Here is a 16,193-nt window from a genome sequence, read left to right as displayed (position 1 = left end):
TTATTCCCCCTTAACACTTTCTGGTGTTGCTAGTTTACCAGCAATTGCGCTTGCTGCTGCAACTTGTGGTGAAGCTAAATATACTTCACTTTTTGGATGTCCCATACGACCAACGAAGTTACGGTTACTTGTTCCTACACAACGTTCACCTTCTGCAAGAATTCCCATGTGACCACCTAAACATGGTCCACATGTAGGTGTTGAGAAAATACATCCTGCATCAATAAAGATATCAACAAGACCATTTTTAATACAGTCCTTATAGATTTGTTGGGTTGCAGGAATTACAATACAACGAATTCCCTCGGCAATATGACGTCCTTTTAGAATGGTTGCAGCTGCTTCCATATCTGAATAACGTCCATTCGTACATGAACCAATATATACTTGATCAATTGCAATATCTCCCCATTCACTAGGCGTTTTCCCATTTTCAGGTAAGTGTGGGAATGCAACTGTATGTTCAATTGTTGATAAATCAATATCATATACTTCATCATAGATAGCATCTGCATCTGCTTCAAAGATGGTTGGAGTACGTTGCCCACGTCCTTCTACATAAGCTAATGTTTGTTCATCAACTGGGAAGATTCCATTTTTTGCTCCAGCTTCAATTGCCATATTCGCAATACAGAATCGATCATCCATGCTCAAATTTTTAATTCCATCACCAACAAATTCCATTGAACGGTATAAGGCACCATCAACGCCAATTTTTGAAATAATATGAAGAATAACATCTTTACCACTAATATCTTTGTTTAATTTACCTGTAATATTAAATTTAATTGCACTAGGCACTTTAAACCAAGCACGTCCAGTTGCCATACCAGCAGCCATATCTGTACTACCAACACCAGTTGAAAATGCACCAAGTGCTCCATATGTACATGTGTGTGAATCAGCACCGATAACTAAATCACCACAAGTCACAATTCCTTTTTCAGGCAATAATGAGTGTTCTACTCCCATTTGCCCTACATCATAGAAATTTGTGATCTCTTGATGTTTTGCAAAACAACGACATTGTTTACTTTGTGTTGCTGCTTTAATATCTTTATTTGGTGTAAAGTGATCGAGTACGATTGAGATCTTATCTTTATGAAACACCTTATCAAAATCATGTTTTTCAAACTCATTAATTGCAACTGGAGTTGTAATATCATTTCCTAATACCATATCCAAATTTGCCATAATAAGTTGTCCTGGTTGTACGTTATCAAGACCTGCATGTGCTGCTAAGATCTTTTGTGACATTGTCATTCCCATTGTTTATTCCCCCTCTATTTTTGCTTTTTCATTGATCGCTCGATTTAAGGCACTAACCATCGCTTGAATACTAGCAGCGATAATATCATCGTGTATTCCTACACCAAAACGATCTACATTGACACAATCATTTATTTCCACATAGGCACAAGCCTTTGATGCACTACTTTTTCCAAGTGAGTGTTCATTGTAATCAATGACATCAAAAGTTAAGCCTAAGTGTTCTCTAAAGGCATTAGCAACTGCATCTAAACGACCATTACCATTACCTTTGCACATTTTATGTTCCCCTTTAAAGTTCACTTCAACTTCTACAGAAATATCTCCATTTCTAGTAAAGTGATAATCGATTAATTCTAATGGAGCTTGTAAATTCACAAAGTCCTTTTCGAATATATCTTTAATTTCATTTGGCATTAGTTCTGCATGTTTCTTATCCGAAATATCTTTGATGTAGTAGCCAAATCCTTCACGGAAGCGTTTAGGTAAATCAAATCCGTAATACTCTTCCATCAAGTATCCAATTCCACCTTTTCCAGATTGTGAGTTGATTCGAATTACATCACTTTCATATTCACGACCAACATCTTTTGGATCAATTGGTAAATATGGAACATTCCATAAATCACTACCAATTTCTTCACGATATTTCAACCCTTTTGCAATCGCGTCTTGGTGACTACCAGAGAATGCCGCAAATACAAGTTTTCCTGCATATGGTTGACGGTCATAAACACGCATACGTGTTACTTCTTCATATACACGTACAATTTCTTGAATGTTGCTGAAGTCTAATTTTGGATTTACACCATGCGTAAACATATTTAATGCAAGAGTCACAATATCCACATTTCCTGTACGCTCTCCATTACCAAATAATGTTCCTTCAATACGGTCAGCACCAGCAAGTAAACCAAGTTCACTATCCGCTACACCACATCCACGATCGTTATGTGGATGCAAGCTAATTTCAACTGCATCACGGTGTTTCAAATGTTTATGCATATATTCAATTTGTGAAGCATAGACATGTGGCATACTCATTTCTACAGTTACCGGTAAGTTGATGATCGCTTTCTTATCTGGTGTTGGTTGCCATATATCAAGTACAGCATTACACACTTCAAGTGCATATTCCATTTCCGTTCCTGTAAAACTTTCTGGTGAATATTCAAAACGAATATCCCCTTTTGCATCTTTTGCCAATTCTTTTAATAACTTTGCTCCATTTGTGGCAATCGTAAGAATTTCTTCCTTTGATTTTCTAAAGACTTGTTCACGTTGCGCAACACTTGTTGAATTGTAAACATGCACCACTGCCTTTTTACATCCATCAAGCGCATCAAATGTCTTTTTGATGATATGTTCACGAGCTTGTGTAAGTACTTGCACAGTTACATCATCAGGAATTAAATCTTGTTCGATCAGTGTACGTAAGAATTGATATTCTGTTTCACTAGCTGCTGGAAACCCAACTTCAATTTCTTTGAATCCAACCTTTACGAGTAAATCAAAGAATTTTAACTTCTCATCTAAACTCATCGGAATAATCAAACTTTGATTTCCATCACGTAAATCGACAGAACACCATGTTGGTGCTGTATCGATATATTCTTTTTTTACCCAGTCAAAACAAGGCTCTGGTGGCATGAAATAACCACGCTTGTACTTATTAAAGTTCATAAACTTTACCTCCTATTACACAACAATATTCACTAATTTATTCTTAATTACAATTACTTTACGTAATTCTTTCCCCTCAATAAAACTTTGGATAGCTTCTAATGCCAATGCTTTTTCTTTAATTTCATCATCACTTGAACCATTAGCTATCATAAACTTACCACGTAATTTTCCGTTTACTTGTACGATAATTTCTAATTCATCTTCAACTAACATCGCTTCATCATATGTTGGCCAAGCTTCATATGTAATCGTATCGTTATGTCCTAAAATTACGTTCCATAATTCTTCACCTAAGTGTGGTGCAATTGGATATAGCATTTTTGTAAATCCTTCTGCATATGCTTTCGGGAAGTTTTTCTCTTTATATACCGCATTCACGAATATCATCATTTGCGAGATTGCAGTATTGAAGTTCAGACTTTCATAATCATCTGTAACTTTCTTAACTGTTTGGTGATATACCTTATCTAAGTTTGGATTTGCTACATCACTAATTTTACCTTCTTCAGTAAATAGACGATACACACGTACTAAGAAACGATGTGCACCTTCTACTCCACTTGTACTCCAAGGTTTATCGGCTTCTAATGGACCCATAAACATTTCATATAAACGAAGTGTATCTGCTCCATAATCTTCAACGATATCATTTGGGTTTACAACATACTCAGGGTAACGTTTTCCCATTTTCATATTGTTTTCACCTAGAATCATTCCTTGGTGAACAAGTTTCTTAAACGGTTCACTTGTTGGTGCAATTCCTTTATCAAACAAGTAACGGTTCCACATTCTTGCATATAATAAATGTCCAACAGCATGTTCTGGTCCACCAACATATAAATCAACTGGCATCCAGTGTTTTAATAACTCTGGATCTCCTATGGCTTTGTCGTTATGTGGATCAATATAACGTAAGAAATACCAACTTGAACCAGCACTTCCTGGCATAGTACTTGTCTCACGTTTTCCTTTTTTACCTTCTACTTCTACATGAACCCAATCCGTTGCTTTTTCTAATGGCGAAGATCCACTCGAACTAGGGCTATAGTCTTCAAGTTCAGGTAACACAAGTGGTAATTCACTTTCTGCAACTAACTGTTCAGTTCCATCTTCCATATGAATGACTGGAATTGGTTCTCCCCAGTAACGTTGACGTGCAAAGATCCATTCACGTAAACGATAGTTCACATGTTTTGTTCCTACATGGTGTTCTTCAAGCCATGCAATCATTGTTGCAATTGCATCTGCTTTATTCATTCCATCAAGGAATCCTGAATTGATATGTAAACCATCTTCTACATATGCAGCTTCTTCAATATTTCCACCTTCTAAAACAGCGATAATATCAATTCCATATTTTTTTGCAAAATCATAGTCACGCTCATCATGTGCAGGGACTGCCATAATTGCACCAGTTCCATATCCTGCAAGCACGTAATCTGCAATCCAAATTGGCACTTCTGCACCATTTACAGGATTTATTGCATATGCTCCAGTAAACACACCAGTTTTTTCTTTATTTAACTCTGTACGTTCTAAATCCGACTTACTTGCACATACTTTTTTATAGTCACTCACTGCCTGTTTTTGCGCGTCACTTGTAATCATATCAACAAGTACATGTTCAGGTGATAATACACAATACGTAGCTCCAAATAATGTATCTGGACGTGTTGTAAACACGGTGAATGTTTCATCATAGCCAGCAACTTTGAAATCAACATGTGCACCAACGCTTTTTCCAATCCAGTTACGTTGCATTTCTTTTGTTGATTTTGGCCAATCAAGATCATCCAAACCATCAAGTAGTTTTTCTGCATATGCAGGAATATCAATTGCCCATTGTTTCATATTGATACGAACGACTGGATATCCTCCACGCTCACTTTTTCCATCAATAACTTCATCATTTGCAAGTACAGTTCCTAATTCTTCACACCAGTTAACTGGCATATCGATATATTTTACCAATCCATCTTTATATAACTGTTCAAAAATCCATTGTGTCCATTTATAGTATGATGGATCACTTGTCGAAAAGGATTTATCCCAATCATATGAGAAACCTAATAACTGTAATTGTTCAGAGAAGATTTTAATGTTTGCTTCTGTAAATCCATTTGGATGATTTCCTGTAGAAATCGCATATTGCTCTGCTGGAAGTCCAAATGAATCAAATCCCATTGGGTGTAATACATTATATCCTTGCATACGTTTTAATCGACTTACTACATCTGTTGCTGTATATCCTTCTGGGTGACCAACATGAAGTCCTTGTCCTGATGGATATGGAAACATATCTAATGCATAGAATTTAGGTTTACTAAAATCCCATACATCTGTTTTAAACGTATCGTTATCTTTCCAATACTTACGCCATTTTGTTTCAATTGCTTTGTAATCAAATACCATATTTTTCTCCTTTTACCTAAAATAAAAACGTCCTTAGAAATTCATCTAAGGACGTTATAAACGCGGTACCACCTTAGTTCATATAGAAAAAATCTATATGCACCTTCATTATCGATTATCGCTCGATCCACGAATCGCTTATGTATTACGATTAGCTCCTTGGCGAGTTCACCTTAGCGTTTATACAAGTTTTCACCAACCACTTGCTCTCTATCATAAACTTTAAGATTACTACTCCAAATCTAAGCTATATTGTTACTTATTTTATCACAATTATTTACTTTTACAAGTAAACTCTAGATTTTCATAATTAGCTACAGTTTTCTTTAAACTTAAGCCTTTTTTGGTACTACCTTCAACTTCTAGTAAATTTGCTTCGATTAAATCTTCAACCGATGCTTCTTCTAAGTCAAATACGCTATCTTCTGTAAGTACATGATCTTTCAATGTATAGGTATATGTTACACCTTTTGTAGCTTCCATTTTCTCTTTAACTTCTTTTGCATTTTTATTTACATCATCTTCAGTAATTAAACCTTGATCAAATGCGCTTGTTAAATCCGTAGCAACATGTTGTGTAAGCTTTGTGATTGTATCATCATCAGCTTCCAGCGTTAAAGTTGCTTTTGTTTCTTCTTGTTCAATTGTACAGACAGTTGTTGTTTCTTCTTTTTTTGATTGACATCCACTTATAATAAGTAGACTTATCACTAACAAATACGTTAACTTTTTCATTTACATTCCTCTTCTTGATTTCTTATATCATTTACTTTTTCAGTATATCATATTCTATCAATTTATAAACGTAAGAAAATGGTTCGTATTATTTATTTTGAATGTACTCATCCATCGCTTGTGCAGCTTCTTTTCCTGCTCCCATTGCTAGGATTACCGTTGCAGCTCCAGTTACTGCATCTCCTCCAGCAAATACACCTTCTCGTGTTGTTGCTCCTGTTTTTGGATCTGCGATTAAACATCCCCACTTATTGGTGTCTAATCCTTCTGTGGTTCTGTGAATTAATGGGTTGGGACTTGTTCCTATCGACATAATCATACAATCGATATCTAGTGTGAAATTACTTCCTTCTTTGACTACTGGTCGTCTTCTTCCACTCTCATCAGGTTCTCCTAATTCCATTTGTACACATTCAATCGCTCTTACATTTCCTTTGTCATCACCAAGTACTTGGACTGGATTATTCAATGTCTTAAAGATAATTCCTTCTTCCATTGCATGTTCCACTTCTTCTTTTCTTGCTGGTAATTCTTCAGTTCCTCGACGGTACACAATGTATACTTCTGCTCCTAGACGTTTTGCACATCTGGCAGCATCCATTGCAACATTTCCTCCACCGACAACTGCTACTTTCTTACCTTTGAAAATTGGTGTATCAGCTTCTACATCATAAGCTTTCATTAAGTTAAAACGTGTCAGAAATTCATTTGCAGAGAATACTCCATTTAAGTTTTCTCCAGGTATTTTCATAAAGTTTGGAAGTCCTGCTCCACTACCGATGAATACAGCTTCATTTCCATCTTCAAATAGTTCATCAATATCAAACACTTTTCCAATAACCATATTGGTTTCCATGTGAACACCTAAGTCTTTGAGTGCTTGTACTTCTTTACTTACAATCGCTTTTGGTAGTCTGAATTCTGGAATTCCATATTCAAGTACTCCTCCTGCTTTATGTAATGCTTCATAGACTGTAACTTCATATCCTTTTTTCGCTAAATCTCCTGCACAAGTTAATCCTGCAGGTCCAGCTCCTACTACAGCTACTTTATGTCCGTTTTTCTCAATATTTGGAATCTTATTTTCTCCATTTGCCATATGATAATCAGCGACAAATCTCTCCAGCCTTCCAATTCCGACTGCTTCATGTTTAATGGCTCTTACACATAGCTTTTCACATTGATCTTCTTGTGGACATACACGTCCACATACTGCTGGTAAAGCATTGGTTTCTTTAATCTTATCGTAGGCTCCTTCGATATCTCCTTCTTTAATTAAGGCGATAAATTCAGGAATTTGCACACCTACTGGACATCCATTTACACAAGGTTTGTGTTTACATTGTAGACAACGATCCGCTTCTTCTTGTGCCATTTCTAAGGTATATCCTGTTGCTACTTCTGCAACGTTTTTATTTCGTACATTTGGCTCTTGATGTGGCATTGGTACTTTATTTGGACTCATGTTTGGCATAACTAGCGCACCTCCTTGTGAAATAAGTGACAGTCTTTTTCACGTGCTTTGGCTTCAAAGTCTGCATACTGTCTAGATCTTGCGATCGCTTCATCGAAGTCGACTTGATGTCCATCAAAATCAGGTCCATCTACACAAGCAAATTTCATTTCATTGTTTACACTTAGTCTACAGCATCCACACATTCCTGTTCCATCAATCATAATTGGATTCATGCTGACCGTTGTTTTCACATCATATTGTTTTGTGAGTTGGCAGACAAACTTCATCATAACTAGTGGTCCAATTGCGATGACTTCATCAAACACTTCACCTGCATCAAGTAGTTCTTGTAGTTTATTTGTGACTAATCCTTTTTCTCCTACAGTTCCATCATCACTCATCGTATACATATGATGACTAACTGCTTCAAATTCATCACGTAAGATTTCTAAATCTTTATTTCTAAATCCTGTGATTACCGTTACCTCAGTACCATTTTCATATAAAGCTTTGGCTGTTGGGTAGGCAATTGCACAACCAACTCCTCCACCAACTACACAGACACGTTTCATACCTTCTACATGACTTGGTACACCTAGTGGTCCTACAAAGTCAAGAATGGCATCTCCCACTTCTAGATTATCTAGTAACATCGTACTACGACCTACCAATTGGTAAATAATCGTAACAAGTCCTTTTTCACGATCATAATCTGCAACAGTTAAGGGAATTCTCTCTCCCATTTCATGTGAACGAAGGATAATAAATTGTCCTGCTTTTGCCTTTTTAGCAATTGCTGGTGCTTCTACTACCATTTTCGTAACCGTTGGATTTAATCGTTCTTTTTCAACAATTTTATACATAATAGACCCCTTAGTATTTTTCTATACGTTGTGAAACTTCATTTTTCACTTCTTCTAGTTTCACCATAAAGCGTTGATCTAAATTCGTTAAGTTATATCCTTCTCGATATATAAATCCATCGCGATATTTCTTTCTTATTCCCTTACAAGGTTTTTGCTCGAGATTATATAAATCTAATAATTCTTGTGGAATTGCAGATCCCCAAATATAAGTTTTAGGAACATGCAACATAATTGCAAATTGTGTTTGTCTTTCATAAACAAAGATTTGTTTGCTACATGAATGCTCTTGATTGTTCATTTGTTTCAAGTAAGGGACGAAGTTATCACCATGTGAGATTTCCACAAAATCATCTAAATCTGATAATTCGAGTTCTTCTTTATCATGTAGTGGAGAATCTTTTGCAAGTGTCACAAGGTGCTTAAATTCCCAAATTGGTTCAAAAATCACCTTCTTATTCTTTAAATAGTCACGGAAATAGTTTTCATGTGCCATATCATAACGAATTACACCTAGATTAAATAGTCCTTCTGCTACATTGGTAATGGCTTGCATTGAGTTTGTCTCTTGAATATTGACACGAATGGATTTATTTAAATCCAACTCTTCAATTAACTTTACAACGGCATAAGAAATATAACTTCCTCTAGGTATGGCTACATTGAAACGTTGCACATCTTTAAAATCATCCAAACGAATTTGTTCGATTTTTTCAATTTGTGCCAACACTTCTTTGGCATACTTAATTAACTGTGCACCTTCTGGTGTAGGTACAGTTCCTTTTGGTCCGCGTTCAAAAATGGTAAAGCCAAGGGTTTCTTCAAATTCCTTAATAACTTTACTCAAGTTTGGTTGCGCCATAAACAGTTTTTCAGCTGCATGCGTTATGGAGCGGCGTTTCTCAATTTCAATAACGTATTTAAGATATGTTGTGTTCATAGTATCTCCCTGTAACCCAAGTGGGTCATATACATAAATGTATTATAGGTGATTTACTACCTATCTTCAACTAAAGAACTTTACAATTCTTTTATAGAGCAACAACCTTTAAAATTGCATCGATTAAAGATAATTCTTTTACTACATCATCAACATCTTTGCTATTCACATCGACCATTGTATACGCATAATCATTTTTACTTTTATTGATTAAGTTTTCAATATTAATTCCTTTATCAGAAATCGTTTGCGTAATTTGGGCAATCATATTTGGTGCATTACGGTGGAAAATTGTAATTCTTGCTTCTCCACTACGATCCATATGTACATTTGGTAAGTTCACCGAATGTAAAATGTTTCCATTTTCTAAGAAATCTTGAATTTGATCCACTGCCATAATTGCACAGTTTTCTTCTGATTCTGGTGTTGACGCACCTAAATGTGGAATACAAATTACACCTTTCGCATGTAAGATATCTCCATTTGGGAAATCGGTAACATAATTTTTTACTTTCCCTGCTTCAATTGCATCTACAACAGCTTTTTCATCAACGAGTCCACCACGTGCAAAGTTAAGAATACATACGTTATCTTTCATTTTTGCAATCGCTTCACTATTGATCATGTTTTTTGTTTTATCGCTTAATGGAACATGCACTGAAATGTAATCACATTTCTCATATAGTTCTTCTAATGTTTTCGCATAATGTACTTTGCGTGATAACTGCCAAGCAGCATCAATTGAAATATATGGATCGTATCCATACACTTCCATACCAAAGTGCAATGCTAAGTTTGCTACTTTGATACCAATGGCACCTAGACCGATAATTCCTAGCTTTTTACCACGTAACTCATTTCCAACAAAGTTACTTTTTTCTTTTTCGACAATAGTTGATACATCATCGTTTTCTGCTAATGTACTTACCCAGTTCATCGCATTATATACAGGACGTGCGGATAATAGCATACCAGCAAATACCAATTCTTTAACTGCATTCGCATTTGCTCCAGGTGTATTAAAACATACAATTCCTGCTTCACTACAACGATCGATTGGTAAATTGTTAACTCCTGCTCCAGCACGAACAATGGCACGAAGTTCATCGTTAAACTCCATATCGTTTAATTTAGCACTACGTACTAAAATCCCATCCGGATTTACTACATCTTCACCGAAACGGTATGTTTCATCATCAAAGAGTGCTAAACCCTTTGGTGAGATTTTATTATATAGTTTTATATTCATTTTGTATTTTCCTCTTCAAATTCTTTCATAAACGCAACTAGTGTTTCTACACCTTCTTTAGACATCGCATTGTAAATGCTTGCACGCATTCCACCAACACTTCTATGTCCTTTTAAATTCACCATTCCTTTAGCTTTCGCTTCTTTTACAAATTTTGCATCTAATTCTGCATCACCAGTAACAAATGGCACATTCATTAATGAACGGTCTTCTTTTGCGACAGTTCCTTTAAATAGTTTTGATTGATCTAAATAATCGTATAAGATTTGTGCTTTTTCTTGGTTATATTTACCAAGGTTTTCTAGACTGCCAAATTCTTCTTCAATCCATTCAAGCACAAGCCCTAAAATGTAAATTGCATATGTAGGTGGCGTATTAAACATCGAATCGTTATCCGCTTGCACCTTGTATGAAAGCATTGAAGGTAGTGTTGTATCATCTTTAATTAAGTCTTTACGCACAATTACAACAGTCAGTCCTGCCATACCCATATTTTTTTGCGCACCTGCAAAGATAATTCCATATTTACTTACATCAATTGCTTCAGAAAGAATACAACTTGATAAATCTGCGACTAAAGGAAGTCCTTTTGTATCAGGTAGTTCTTTATATTTTGTTCCATAGATTGTATTGTTTTCACAAATATAGAAGTAGTCCACATCTTCTGGTACTTCATAGTCTTTTGGGATATATGAGAATGTGTCATCTTCACTACTAGCAACAACGACTGCTTCTCCAAATTTCTTCATTTCACCAATTGCTTTTTTTGACCAAGCTCCTGTATTAATAAATGCTGCCTTTTTATGTTTTCCTAAAAGATTCATTGGCACCATTGTAAACTGTGTACTTGCTCCCCCTTGTAAGAATAACACTTCGTAATTCTCAGGAATGTTCATCAGTTTCATTAGCTTGGACTTACAGGAGTTGAAAACCTCTACAAACTCAGCCGAACGATGAGACATCTCCATAATTGATTGTCCTGTTTGGTTGTAGTTAAGCATTTGTTCGCTTGCTTTCTTTAGAACCTTATCACTCATTTGTGATGGTCCTGCACTAAAGTTAATCACTCTGTTCATAATTTCAATCTCCTTTATAATATTGTATCCTATTGTAACACAAAATTTTCAAAAAATTGAAATAAATGTAATTTTTTTGTAAGAAATGTAACTTTTGTAATTTCTTATTTTCATTTTGTTACATATTTAGCTTTTAGACAATTAAAAAGGATTCTCTTTTCAATTGTAAGAGAATCCTTTTATCTAGAGTTGCCTTTCATTTTTTGTATCCTGTTCAACTCTTTTTCAGGATAGTTCTTTAATGAGCGATATTTGGGATTTTTGTCACCCTCACTCCTCGGGAGACATCTTTCTAGGTATCTCTACCTTGTACTTGTATTATAAATTAGAATGCGAAATTCGACAATGTCATTCCTACCAGATATAAAACCGATTTTTCCAAATGTGAGGATATGCTATAATATCCAAAAGAAATGAGGGATTTATATGATTGATGGACACATGCATTTGGAATTTGGAGAGCTTAGTAAAGCATATGTATACGAATTTATTAATGAAGCAAAAAGAAAAGGGTTTGATACGATTCAAATATTAGATCACACCCATCGCTTTGTAGAATTCAAACCGATCTATGAAAATTTACGTGTGCATGAAATACAAGATACTTGGCTTCAAGGCAAAACAAAATTCTGTGATAGCGTATTCGATTTTATTAATTTAATGAAAGAAATCCAACAAGAAGAAACGGAGATTGAAGTACGTTACGGTTTAGAAGTTTGCTATGCTCCAGAGTATGAGGATTTCTTAAGAGAAGAACTCGCAAAATATGATTTTGATTTTGTCGTTGGTGCAATCCATTCTATTGACGGAGTTCTCTATGATATGAACTTCTCAAAAGAGTTATTGTGGGATGTATATGAAGTAAATGATATTTATAAACGTTACTATCAACTTGTTATGCAACTTATTGAAAGTGATTTATTTACGCAACTTGCACACCCAGACCAATTAAAACTATTTAATCACTACCCTACATATGATTTACAAGAAATCTATGATGCACTTGCGATTGCATTAAACAAACATCACATGAAAGCTGAAAACAATACCGGAATTCATTATCGTTATCACCACGAAGATATTGGAGATAATGAACAGTTACTTGAAACATTAAAAAAACATGGAGTAAAGATGATTACTGCAAGTGATGCCCATAAACCAAGTGATGTTGGTACAGATATAGATATAATTGAAAGAAAAACGATGAACTAAATCATCGTTTTTTTATATGACATAATACAACGCAAAACCAACAACACCGGAAACAACAGTAAGTAATATTGGGTTTACATTCTTTTTAATATGCAAATAACTGCATACAGCAACAACCAACAAGGCAAATATATCTGGTGCATGTGGGTTCGCGATCAGTTGTGAAAGAGTATCTACACCAAACACAACACCAAGTAGTAATGTAAAACCTGCACTTGCAACTAAACCAACTGCTGCTGGTTTTACCATATCAAGAAACTGATTCACTTTTGGATTATGGGCAAAGGTGCGTTTGAACTTAATAAATAATGGAACTAAAACAAATGAAGGCACACAAACTGCTGCAGTAGCTACTGTTGCACCAGCAAATCCATCCACTAAATATCCAACATAGGTTGCTGCATTAATTGCTATTGGGCCAGGAATCAACATATCAAGTGCATTTAAATCAGCAAACTGATGAAGTGTTAAACCAAGTTTTAAGGATTCGTCAAGTACCATGGATAACATGGCATATCCTCCCCCAAAACCCAAAAATCCGATTTTTAAAAAGGCAAGTAAGATTTGTATTAACATGAACTCTTACCTCCATCCTTTTTTATATAACTGTAGTATACAATCCCAAATATACCTGCAAACAATATAACGTAAGGTGCTTGGAAATTAAAAACCGTAATTACTAGAAAGCTTGTGATCATCATAATCCAGTTAATCGTCTTATCTAAACTATGTTGACCAATCGAAATTGCAGCCGCAAAAATAAATGCAACTGCTGATGCACGAATTCCAACAAATGCCATTTGTAAAGGCCCTTCTTGTGGTATATATTCATAGAGTATTGTTGCTAGTAACATAAAAACAAACGCAGGTAATATACTACCTAAAGCAGCAGCAAGCATACCAGGAATCCCATTACTTTTTTTTCCAAAGAAACATGCACTATTTAAAGCTATGATTCCTGGGAGCGTTTGTGCCATGATTGCATCTTCTAAAAACTCATCTTTATTCATTAATTTATGTTTATCAACAATTTCCTTTTGCAGCAAAGGTAACATTGCAAGACCACCTGCAAAAGTAAATGTTCCAGCAATTACAAAGGAACGAAATAATATCCAATTTACATTTTTTTGCATATGACCTCCTATAAATGTTGTATCAACTTTGTACGCGCCTTATAATCTTGCATATAGTTTTCTATGATTTGATAGAAATGCTTGCTGTGATTTGGTTGTACAAAGTGTGCTAGCTCGTGTAGTACTACATATTCACAAAATGACTTTGGCAAATGTAGTAAGTTTGTATTTAATGTGATTTGGTTAGATCTAGTTGCACAACTTCCCCATCTAGATTTCATCTTTCGTACTTTTAGTTCTGGAAATGAAAGCCGATAATCATCTAACATATGATCAAATTCATGAATAACTTCAATAAATCTCTTTTCACACTCTTGACGTATCCACTTATTCAATAGCGTATCACATTCTGCTTTATCATTCACGTAATATGCGTATACTTCACTGCCTAGAAATTGAATGCCTTTCTTATTGGATTGCACACAAATAATCGTATATTCTTCATCAAAGATATATAACGAACGGTTTTTCTGTATTGAAGTAAAAATTCGTTCAAATATTGCATGTTGTTTTTCTTGTTTTGTAAGAATCCAAGACACTCTCTCTTGTAAGAATGCATCAATTTTATTTTGTGGAATATACGGATTCGCACTTACTTTTAAAGAACCATCTTCTTGAATTCGCATAACCATATTCTTCATTTTCTTTCGTTCCAATTGATATGTAATTCGATATCCATCAATTAGGATTTGTTTTGTTTCTATCATACGCTATAAACATTAACACAAAACTAGATTTGTGTTAAGATAATTAACATGAATAATCCATTTCCATATAGTGAAGATAACAAGCGATATTATACTTGGAGTCACTATTTAAAAACGAAATATAAAAATAAAGTATTTAAAGTCGCTTTAAATGCAAACTTCACATGCCCTAACCGTGATGGTACATGTGGTGTTGGAGGTTGTACGTTTTGTAGTAGCTACGGTAGTGGTGATACCATCGAAGATAAATTTGAACCATTAGATGTTCAATATGTAAGTAATTTAAAAATTATGCAACACAAATGGCCTCAAGGAAAAGCAATCGCCTATTTTCAAGCTTATACCAATACATATGGCAGTGTGAAACAAGTTAGTGAAATGCTAAAGCCTTTTCTATTTAAAGACGAAATTGTCGCGATTTCCTTAGCAACTAGAGCAGATTGTTTAAGTGATGAAATGATTGAATACTTAGATTTTGTAAGTAGAAAGAAAGACATTTGGATCGAACTTGGTCTACAAACAACAAATGATGCAATTGCTAAATCATTAAATCGTGGACACGATTATCAATGTTTTCTTGAAACTGTAGAAAGATTATCAAAAACAAATCTCAAGATTTGTGTGCATTTAATGAATTCATTACCTGGAGAAAGCAAAGAAGATATGATTCAAAATGCATATAAAGTTGGTCAGCTTCCTATTCATGCAATCAAAATTCATATGCTATATATACTAAAGGATACGGTGCTTGGTAAATCATATCTTCAACACTCATTTCCAATGTTAGATAAGGATGATTATATCGATGTAGTTATTTCTCAATTAGAGGTACTGCCTAAACATATTATCATTCAGCGTTTAACCGGAGATGGAATGCGTGGCGAACAAATTGGTTCTGAATGGATGTTTAAGAAAACCATTGTACTTAATGATATTGATAAAGCCATGGTCGCACGTAACACTTGGCAAGGAAAAGTTTTAGAAACAAAATAAACCTATGCACTACTTTATGATATTATCCCCCTTAGGTAGACAGTGCAAATAAATAAAGCACTTTTAACCTAAGGGGGTTTTATTATGGGAAGAAAAAATAAGTATTCATTTCAAGAAAAAGTTCAAGCATGTGAGGATTATATAAGTGGCAAGTACAGTGCAAAAGAAATTGCTTTAAATCTAAAGATGACAAAATATGGAAATAAAAAAGTCTTAGAGTGGGTTCGTATGTATAAACAAAATGGACCATCGATTTTTGAAACAAGAGAACGGAATAATCACTATTCAAAAGAATTTAAAGAGCAAGTAATAAATGAATATTTTAGTAAAGGATTATCATATCGTGATTTAGCAGTTAGATATGCTGTTCCATCATTCCGAACTGTTGCGAATTGGGTTACAATGTATACTAAAGGTGAACAATTAAAAGATTATAAACCTAAACCGGAGGTATACATGACA

General features: G+C 34.8%; 15 protein-coding genes and 1 other annotated feature. Of the genes, 3 read left to right on the top strand and 12 right to left on the bottom strand.

Annotated features, from left to right (window positions below; genetic code table 11):
• From leuC to serC, 9 genes are all read right to left on the bottom strand, one after another.
• Complete coding sequence (leuC, locus tag M2098_RS02310) at positions 1-1,269, bottom strand: 3-isopropylmalate dehydratase large subunit (RefSeq protein WP_134168796.1); 1,269 nt, start codon at positions 1,267-1,269, stop codon at positions 1-3.
• A 3-nt stretch (positions 1,270-1,272) separates the two neighbouring features.
• Positions 1,273-2,952: a 2-isopropylmalate synthase gene (locus tag M2098_RS02305; protein WP_280681584.1), complete on the bottom strand. Its 1,680-nt coding sequence runs from the start codon at positions 2,950-2,952 to the stop codon at positions 1,273-1,275.
• 15 nt (positions 2,953-2,967) lie between these two features.
• Positions 2,968-5,367: a leucine--tRNA ligase gene (leuS, locus tag M2098_RS02300; protein ID WP_134168800.1), complete on the bottom strand. Its 2,400-nt coding sequence runs from the start codon at positions 5,365-5,367 to the stop codon at positions 2,968-2,970.
• Between the two features lie 44 nt (positions 5,368-5,411).
• Positions 5,412-5,621 (bottom strand) — a binding site (T-box leader).
• A gap of 19 nt (positions 5,622-5,640) precedes the next feature.
• Positions 5,641-6,102, bottom strand: a complete 462-nt coding sequence (locus tag M2098_RS02295; protein WP_280681586.1) for a DUF1307 domain-containing protein — start codon at positions 6,100-6,102, stop codon at positions 5,641-5,643.
• A gap of 88 nt (positions 6,103-6,190) precedes the next feature.
• Entirely contained in the window at positions 6,191-7,576 is a 1,386-nt protein-coding gene (gltA, locus tag M2098_RS02290) for an NADPH-dependent glutamate synthase (RefSeq protein ID WP_280681587.1), read from the bottom strand.
• 2 nt (positions 7,577-7,578) lie between these two features.
• A complete protein-coding gene (locus tag M2098_RS02285) occupies positions 7,579-8,421 on the bottom strand; it encodes a sulfide/dihydroorotate dehydrogenase-like FAD/NAD-binding protein (protein ID WP_280681589.1) in 843 nt (280 codons plus the stop codon).
• 10 nt (positions 8,422-8,431) lie between these two features.
• Complete coding sequence (locus tag M2098_RS02280; protein ID WP_280681591.1) at positions 8,432-9,361, bottom strand: LysR family transcriptional regulator; 930 nt, start codon at positions 9,359-9,361, stop codon at positions 8,432-8,434.
• A 91-nt stretch (positions 9,362-9,452) separates the two neighbouring features.
• Positions 9,453-10,610, bottom strand: coding sequence for a 3-phosphoglycerate dehydrogenase family protein (locus M2098_RS02275; protein ID WP_134168808.1), 1,158 nt, complete (start codon positions 10,608-10,610; stop codon positions 9,453-9,455).
• Positions 10,607-11,686 (bottom strand): 3-phosphoserine/phosphohydroxythreonine transaminase, encoded by a 1,080-nt coding sequence (gene serC, locus M2098_RS02270; RefSeq protein WP_280681594.1) that lies wholly within the window; start codon positions 11,684-11,686, stop codon positions 10,607-10,609. Before serC ends, M2098_RS02275 begins: the two co-directional genes overlap by 4 nt.
• 426 nt (positions 11,687-12,112) lie before the next feature.
• Here serC and M2098_RS02265 point away from each other — a divergent pair, with 426 nt between their 5' ends.
• Positions 12,113-12,898, top strand: a complete 786-nt coding sequence (locus M2098_RS02265; RefSeq protein WP_280681596.1) for a histidinol-phosphatase HisJ family protein — start codon at positions 12,113-12,115, stop codon at positions 12,896-12,898.
• A 12-nt stretch (positions 12,899-12,910) separates the two neighbouring features.
• Here M2098_RS02265 and M2098_RS02260 read toward each other — a convergent pair whose 3' ends face one another.
• From M2098_RS02260 to M2098_RS02250, 3 genes are read right to left on the bottom strand one after another with little or no spacing between them, the layout of a single operon-like run.
• Entirely contained in the window at positions 12,911-13,474 is a 564-nt protein-coding gene (locus M2098_RS02260; RefSeq protein ID WP_280681598.1) for a chromate transporter, read from the bottom strand.
• Entirely contained in the window at positions 13,468-14,031 is a 564-nt protein-coding gene (locus tag M2098_RS02255) for a chromate transporter (RefSeq protein WP_280681600.1), read from the bottom strand. Before M2098_RS02255 ends, M2098_RS02260 begins: the two co-directional genes overlap by 7 nt.
• 8 nt (positions 14,032-14,039) lie before the next feature.
• Positions 14,040-14,738 carry a SprT family zinc-dependent metalloprotease gene (locus M2098_RS02250; RefSeq protein WP_280681602.1) on the bottom strand — a complete coding sequence of 233 codons (699 nt, stop codon included), beginning with the start codon at positions 14,736-14,738 and terminating at the stop codon, positions 14,040-14,042.
• A 48-nt stretch (positions 14,739-14,786) separates the two neighbouring features.
• Here M2098_RS02250 and M2098_RS02245 point away from each other — a divergent pair, with 48 nt between their 5' ends.
• Together M2098_RS02245 and M2098_RS02240 are read left to right on the top strand one after the other, a co-directional pair.
• Positions 14,787-15,731, top strand: coding sequence for a TIGR01212 family radical SAM protein (locus tag M2098_RS02245; protein ID WP_348521551.1), 945 nt, complete (start codon positions 14,787-14,789; stop codon positions 15,729-15,731).
• 84 nt (positions 15,732-15,815) lie between these two features.
• A partial coding sequence (locus M2098_RS02240; protein WP_280681603.1) for a transposase occupies positions 15,816-16,193 on the top strand: 378 nt, incomplete at its 3' end.

The sequence above is a fragment of the Breznakia sp. PFB1-19 genome (genome assembly GCF_029893935.1).
In the GTDB taxonomy this organism is placed as follows: domain Bacteria; phylum Bacillota_I; class Bacilli_A; order Erysipelotrichales; family Erysipelotrichaceae; genus Breznakia; species Breznakia blatticola.
This window is presented reverse-complemented; position numbering and strand designations above follow the sequence as displayed.

Excerpts from the sequence above, each read along its gene's own strand:
- leuC (WP_134168796.1), bottom strand. The coding sequence starts at position 1,269 with ATGGGAATGACAATGTCACAAAAGATCTTAGCAGCACATGCAGGTCTT.
- M2098_RS02305 (WP_280681584.1), bottom strand. The coding sequence starts at position 2,952 with ATGAACTTTAATAAGTACAAGCGTGGTTATTTCATGCCACCAGAGCCT.
- leuS (WP_134168800.1), bottom strand. The coding sequence starts at position 5,367 with ATGGTATTTGATTACAAAGCAATTGAAACAAAATGGCGTAAGTATTGG.
- M2098_RS02295 (WP_280681586.1), bottom strand. The coding sequence starts at position 6,102 with ATGAAAAAGTTAACGTATTTGTTAGTGATAAGTCTACTTATTATAAGT.
- gltA (WP_280681587.1), bottom strand. The coding sequence starts at position 7,576 with ATGCCAAACATGAGTCCAAATAAAGTACCAATGCCACATCAAGAGCCA.
- M2098_RS02285 (WP_280681589.1), bottom strand. The coding sequence starts at position 8,421 with ATGTATAAAATTGTTGAAAAAGAACGATTAAATCCAACGGTTACGAAA.
- M2098_RS02280 (WP_280681591.1), bottom strand. The coding sequence starts at position 9,361 with ATGAACACAACATATCTTAAATACGTTATTGAAATTGAGAAACGCCGC.
- M2098_RS02275 (WP_134168808.1), bottom strand. The coding sequence starts at position 10,610 with ATGAATATAAAACTATATAATAAAATCTCACCAAAGGGTTTAGCACTC.
- serC (WP_280681594.1), bottom strand. The coding sequence starts at position 11,686 with ATGAACAGAGTGATTAACTTTAGTGCAGGACCATCACAAATGAGTGAT.
- M2098_RS02265 (WP_280681596.1), top strand. The coding sequence starts at position 12,113 with ATGATTGATGGACACATGCATTTGGAATTTGGAGAGCTTAGTAAAGCA.
- M2098_RS02260 (WP_280681598.1), bottom strand. The coding sequence starts at position 13,474 with ATGTTAATACAAATCTTACTTGCCTTTTTAAAAATCGGATTTTTGGGT.
- M2098_RS02255 (WP_280681600.1), bottom strand. The coding sequence starts at position 14,031 with ATGCAAAAAAATGTAAATTGGATATTATTTCGTTCCTTTGTAATTGCT.
- M2098_RS02250 (WP_280681602.1), bottom strand. The coding sequence starts at position 14,738 with ATGATAGAAACAAAACAAATCCTAATTGATGGATATCGAATTACATAT.
- M2098_RS02245 (WP_348521551.1), top strand. The coding sequence starts at position 14,787 with ATGAATAATCCATTTCCATATAGTGAAGATAACAAGCGATATTATACT.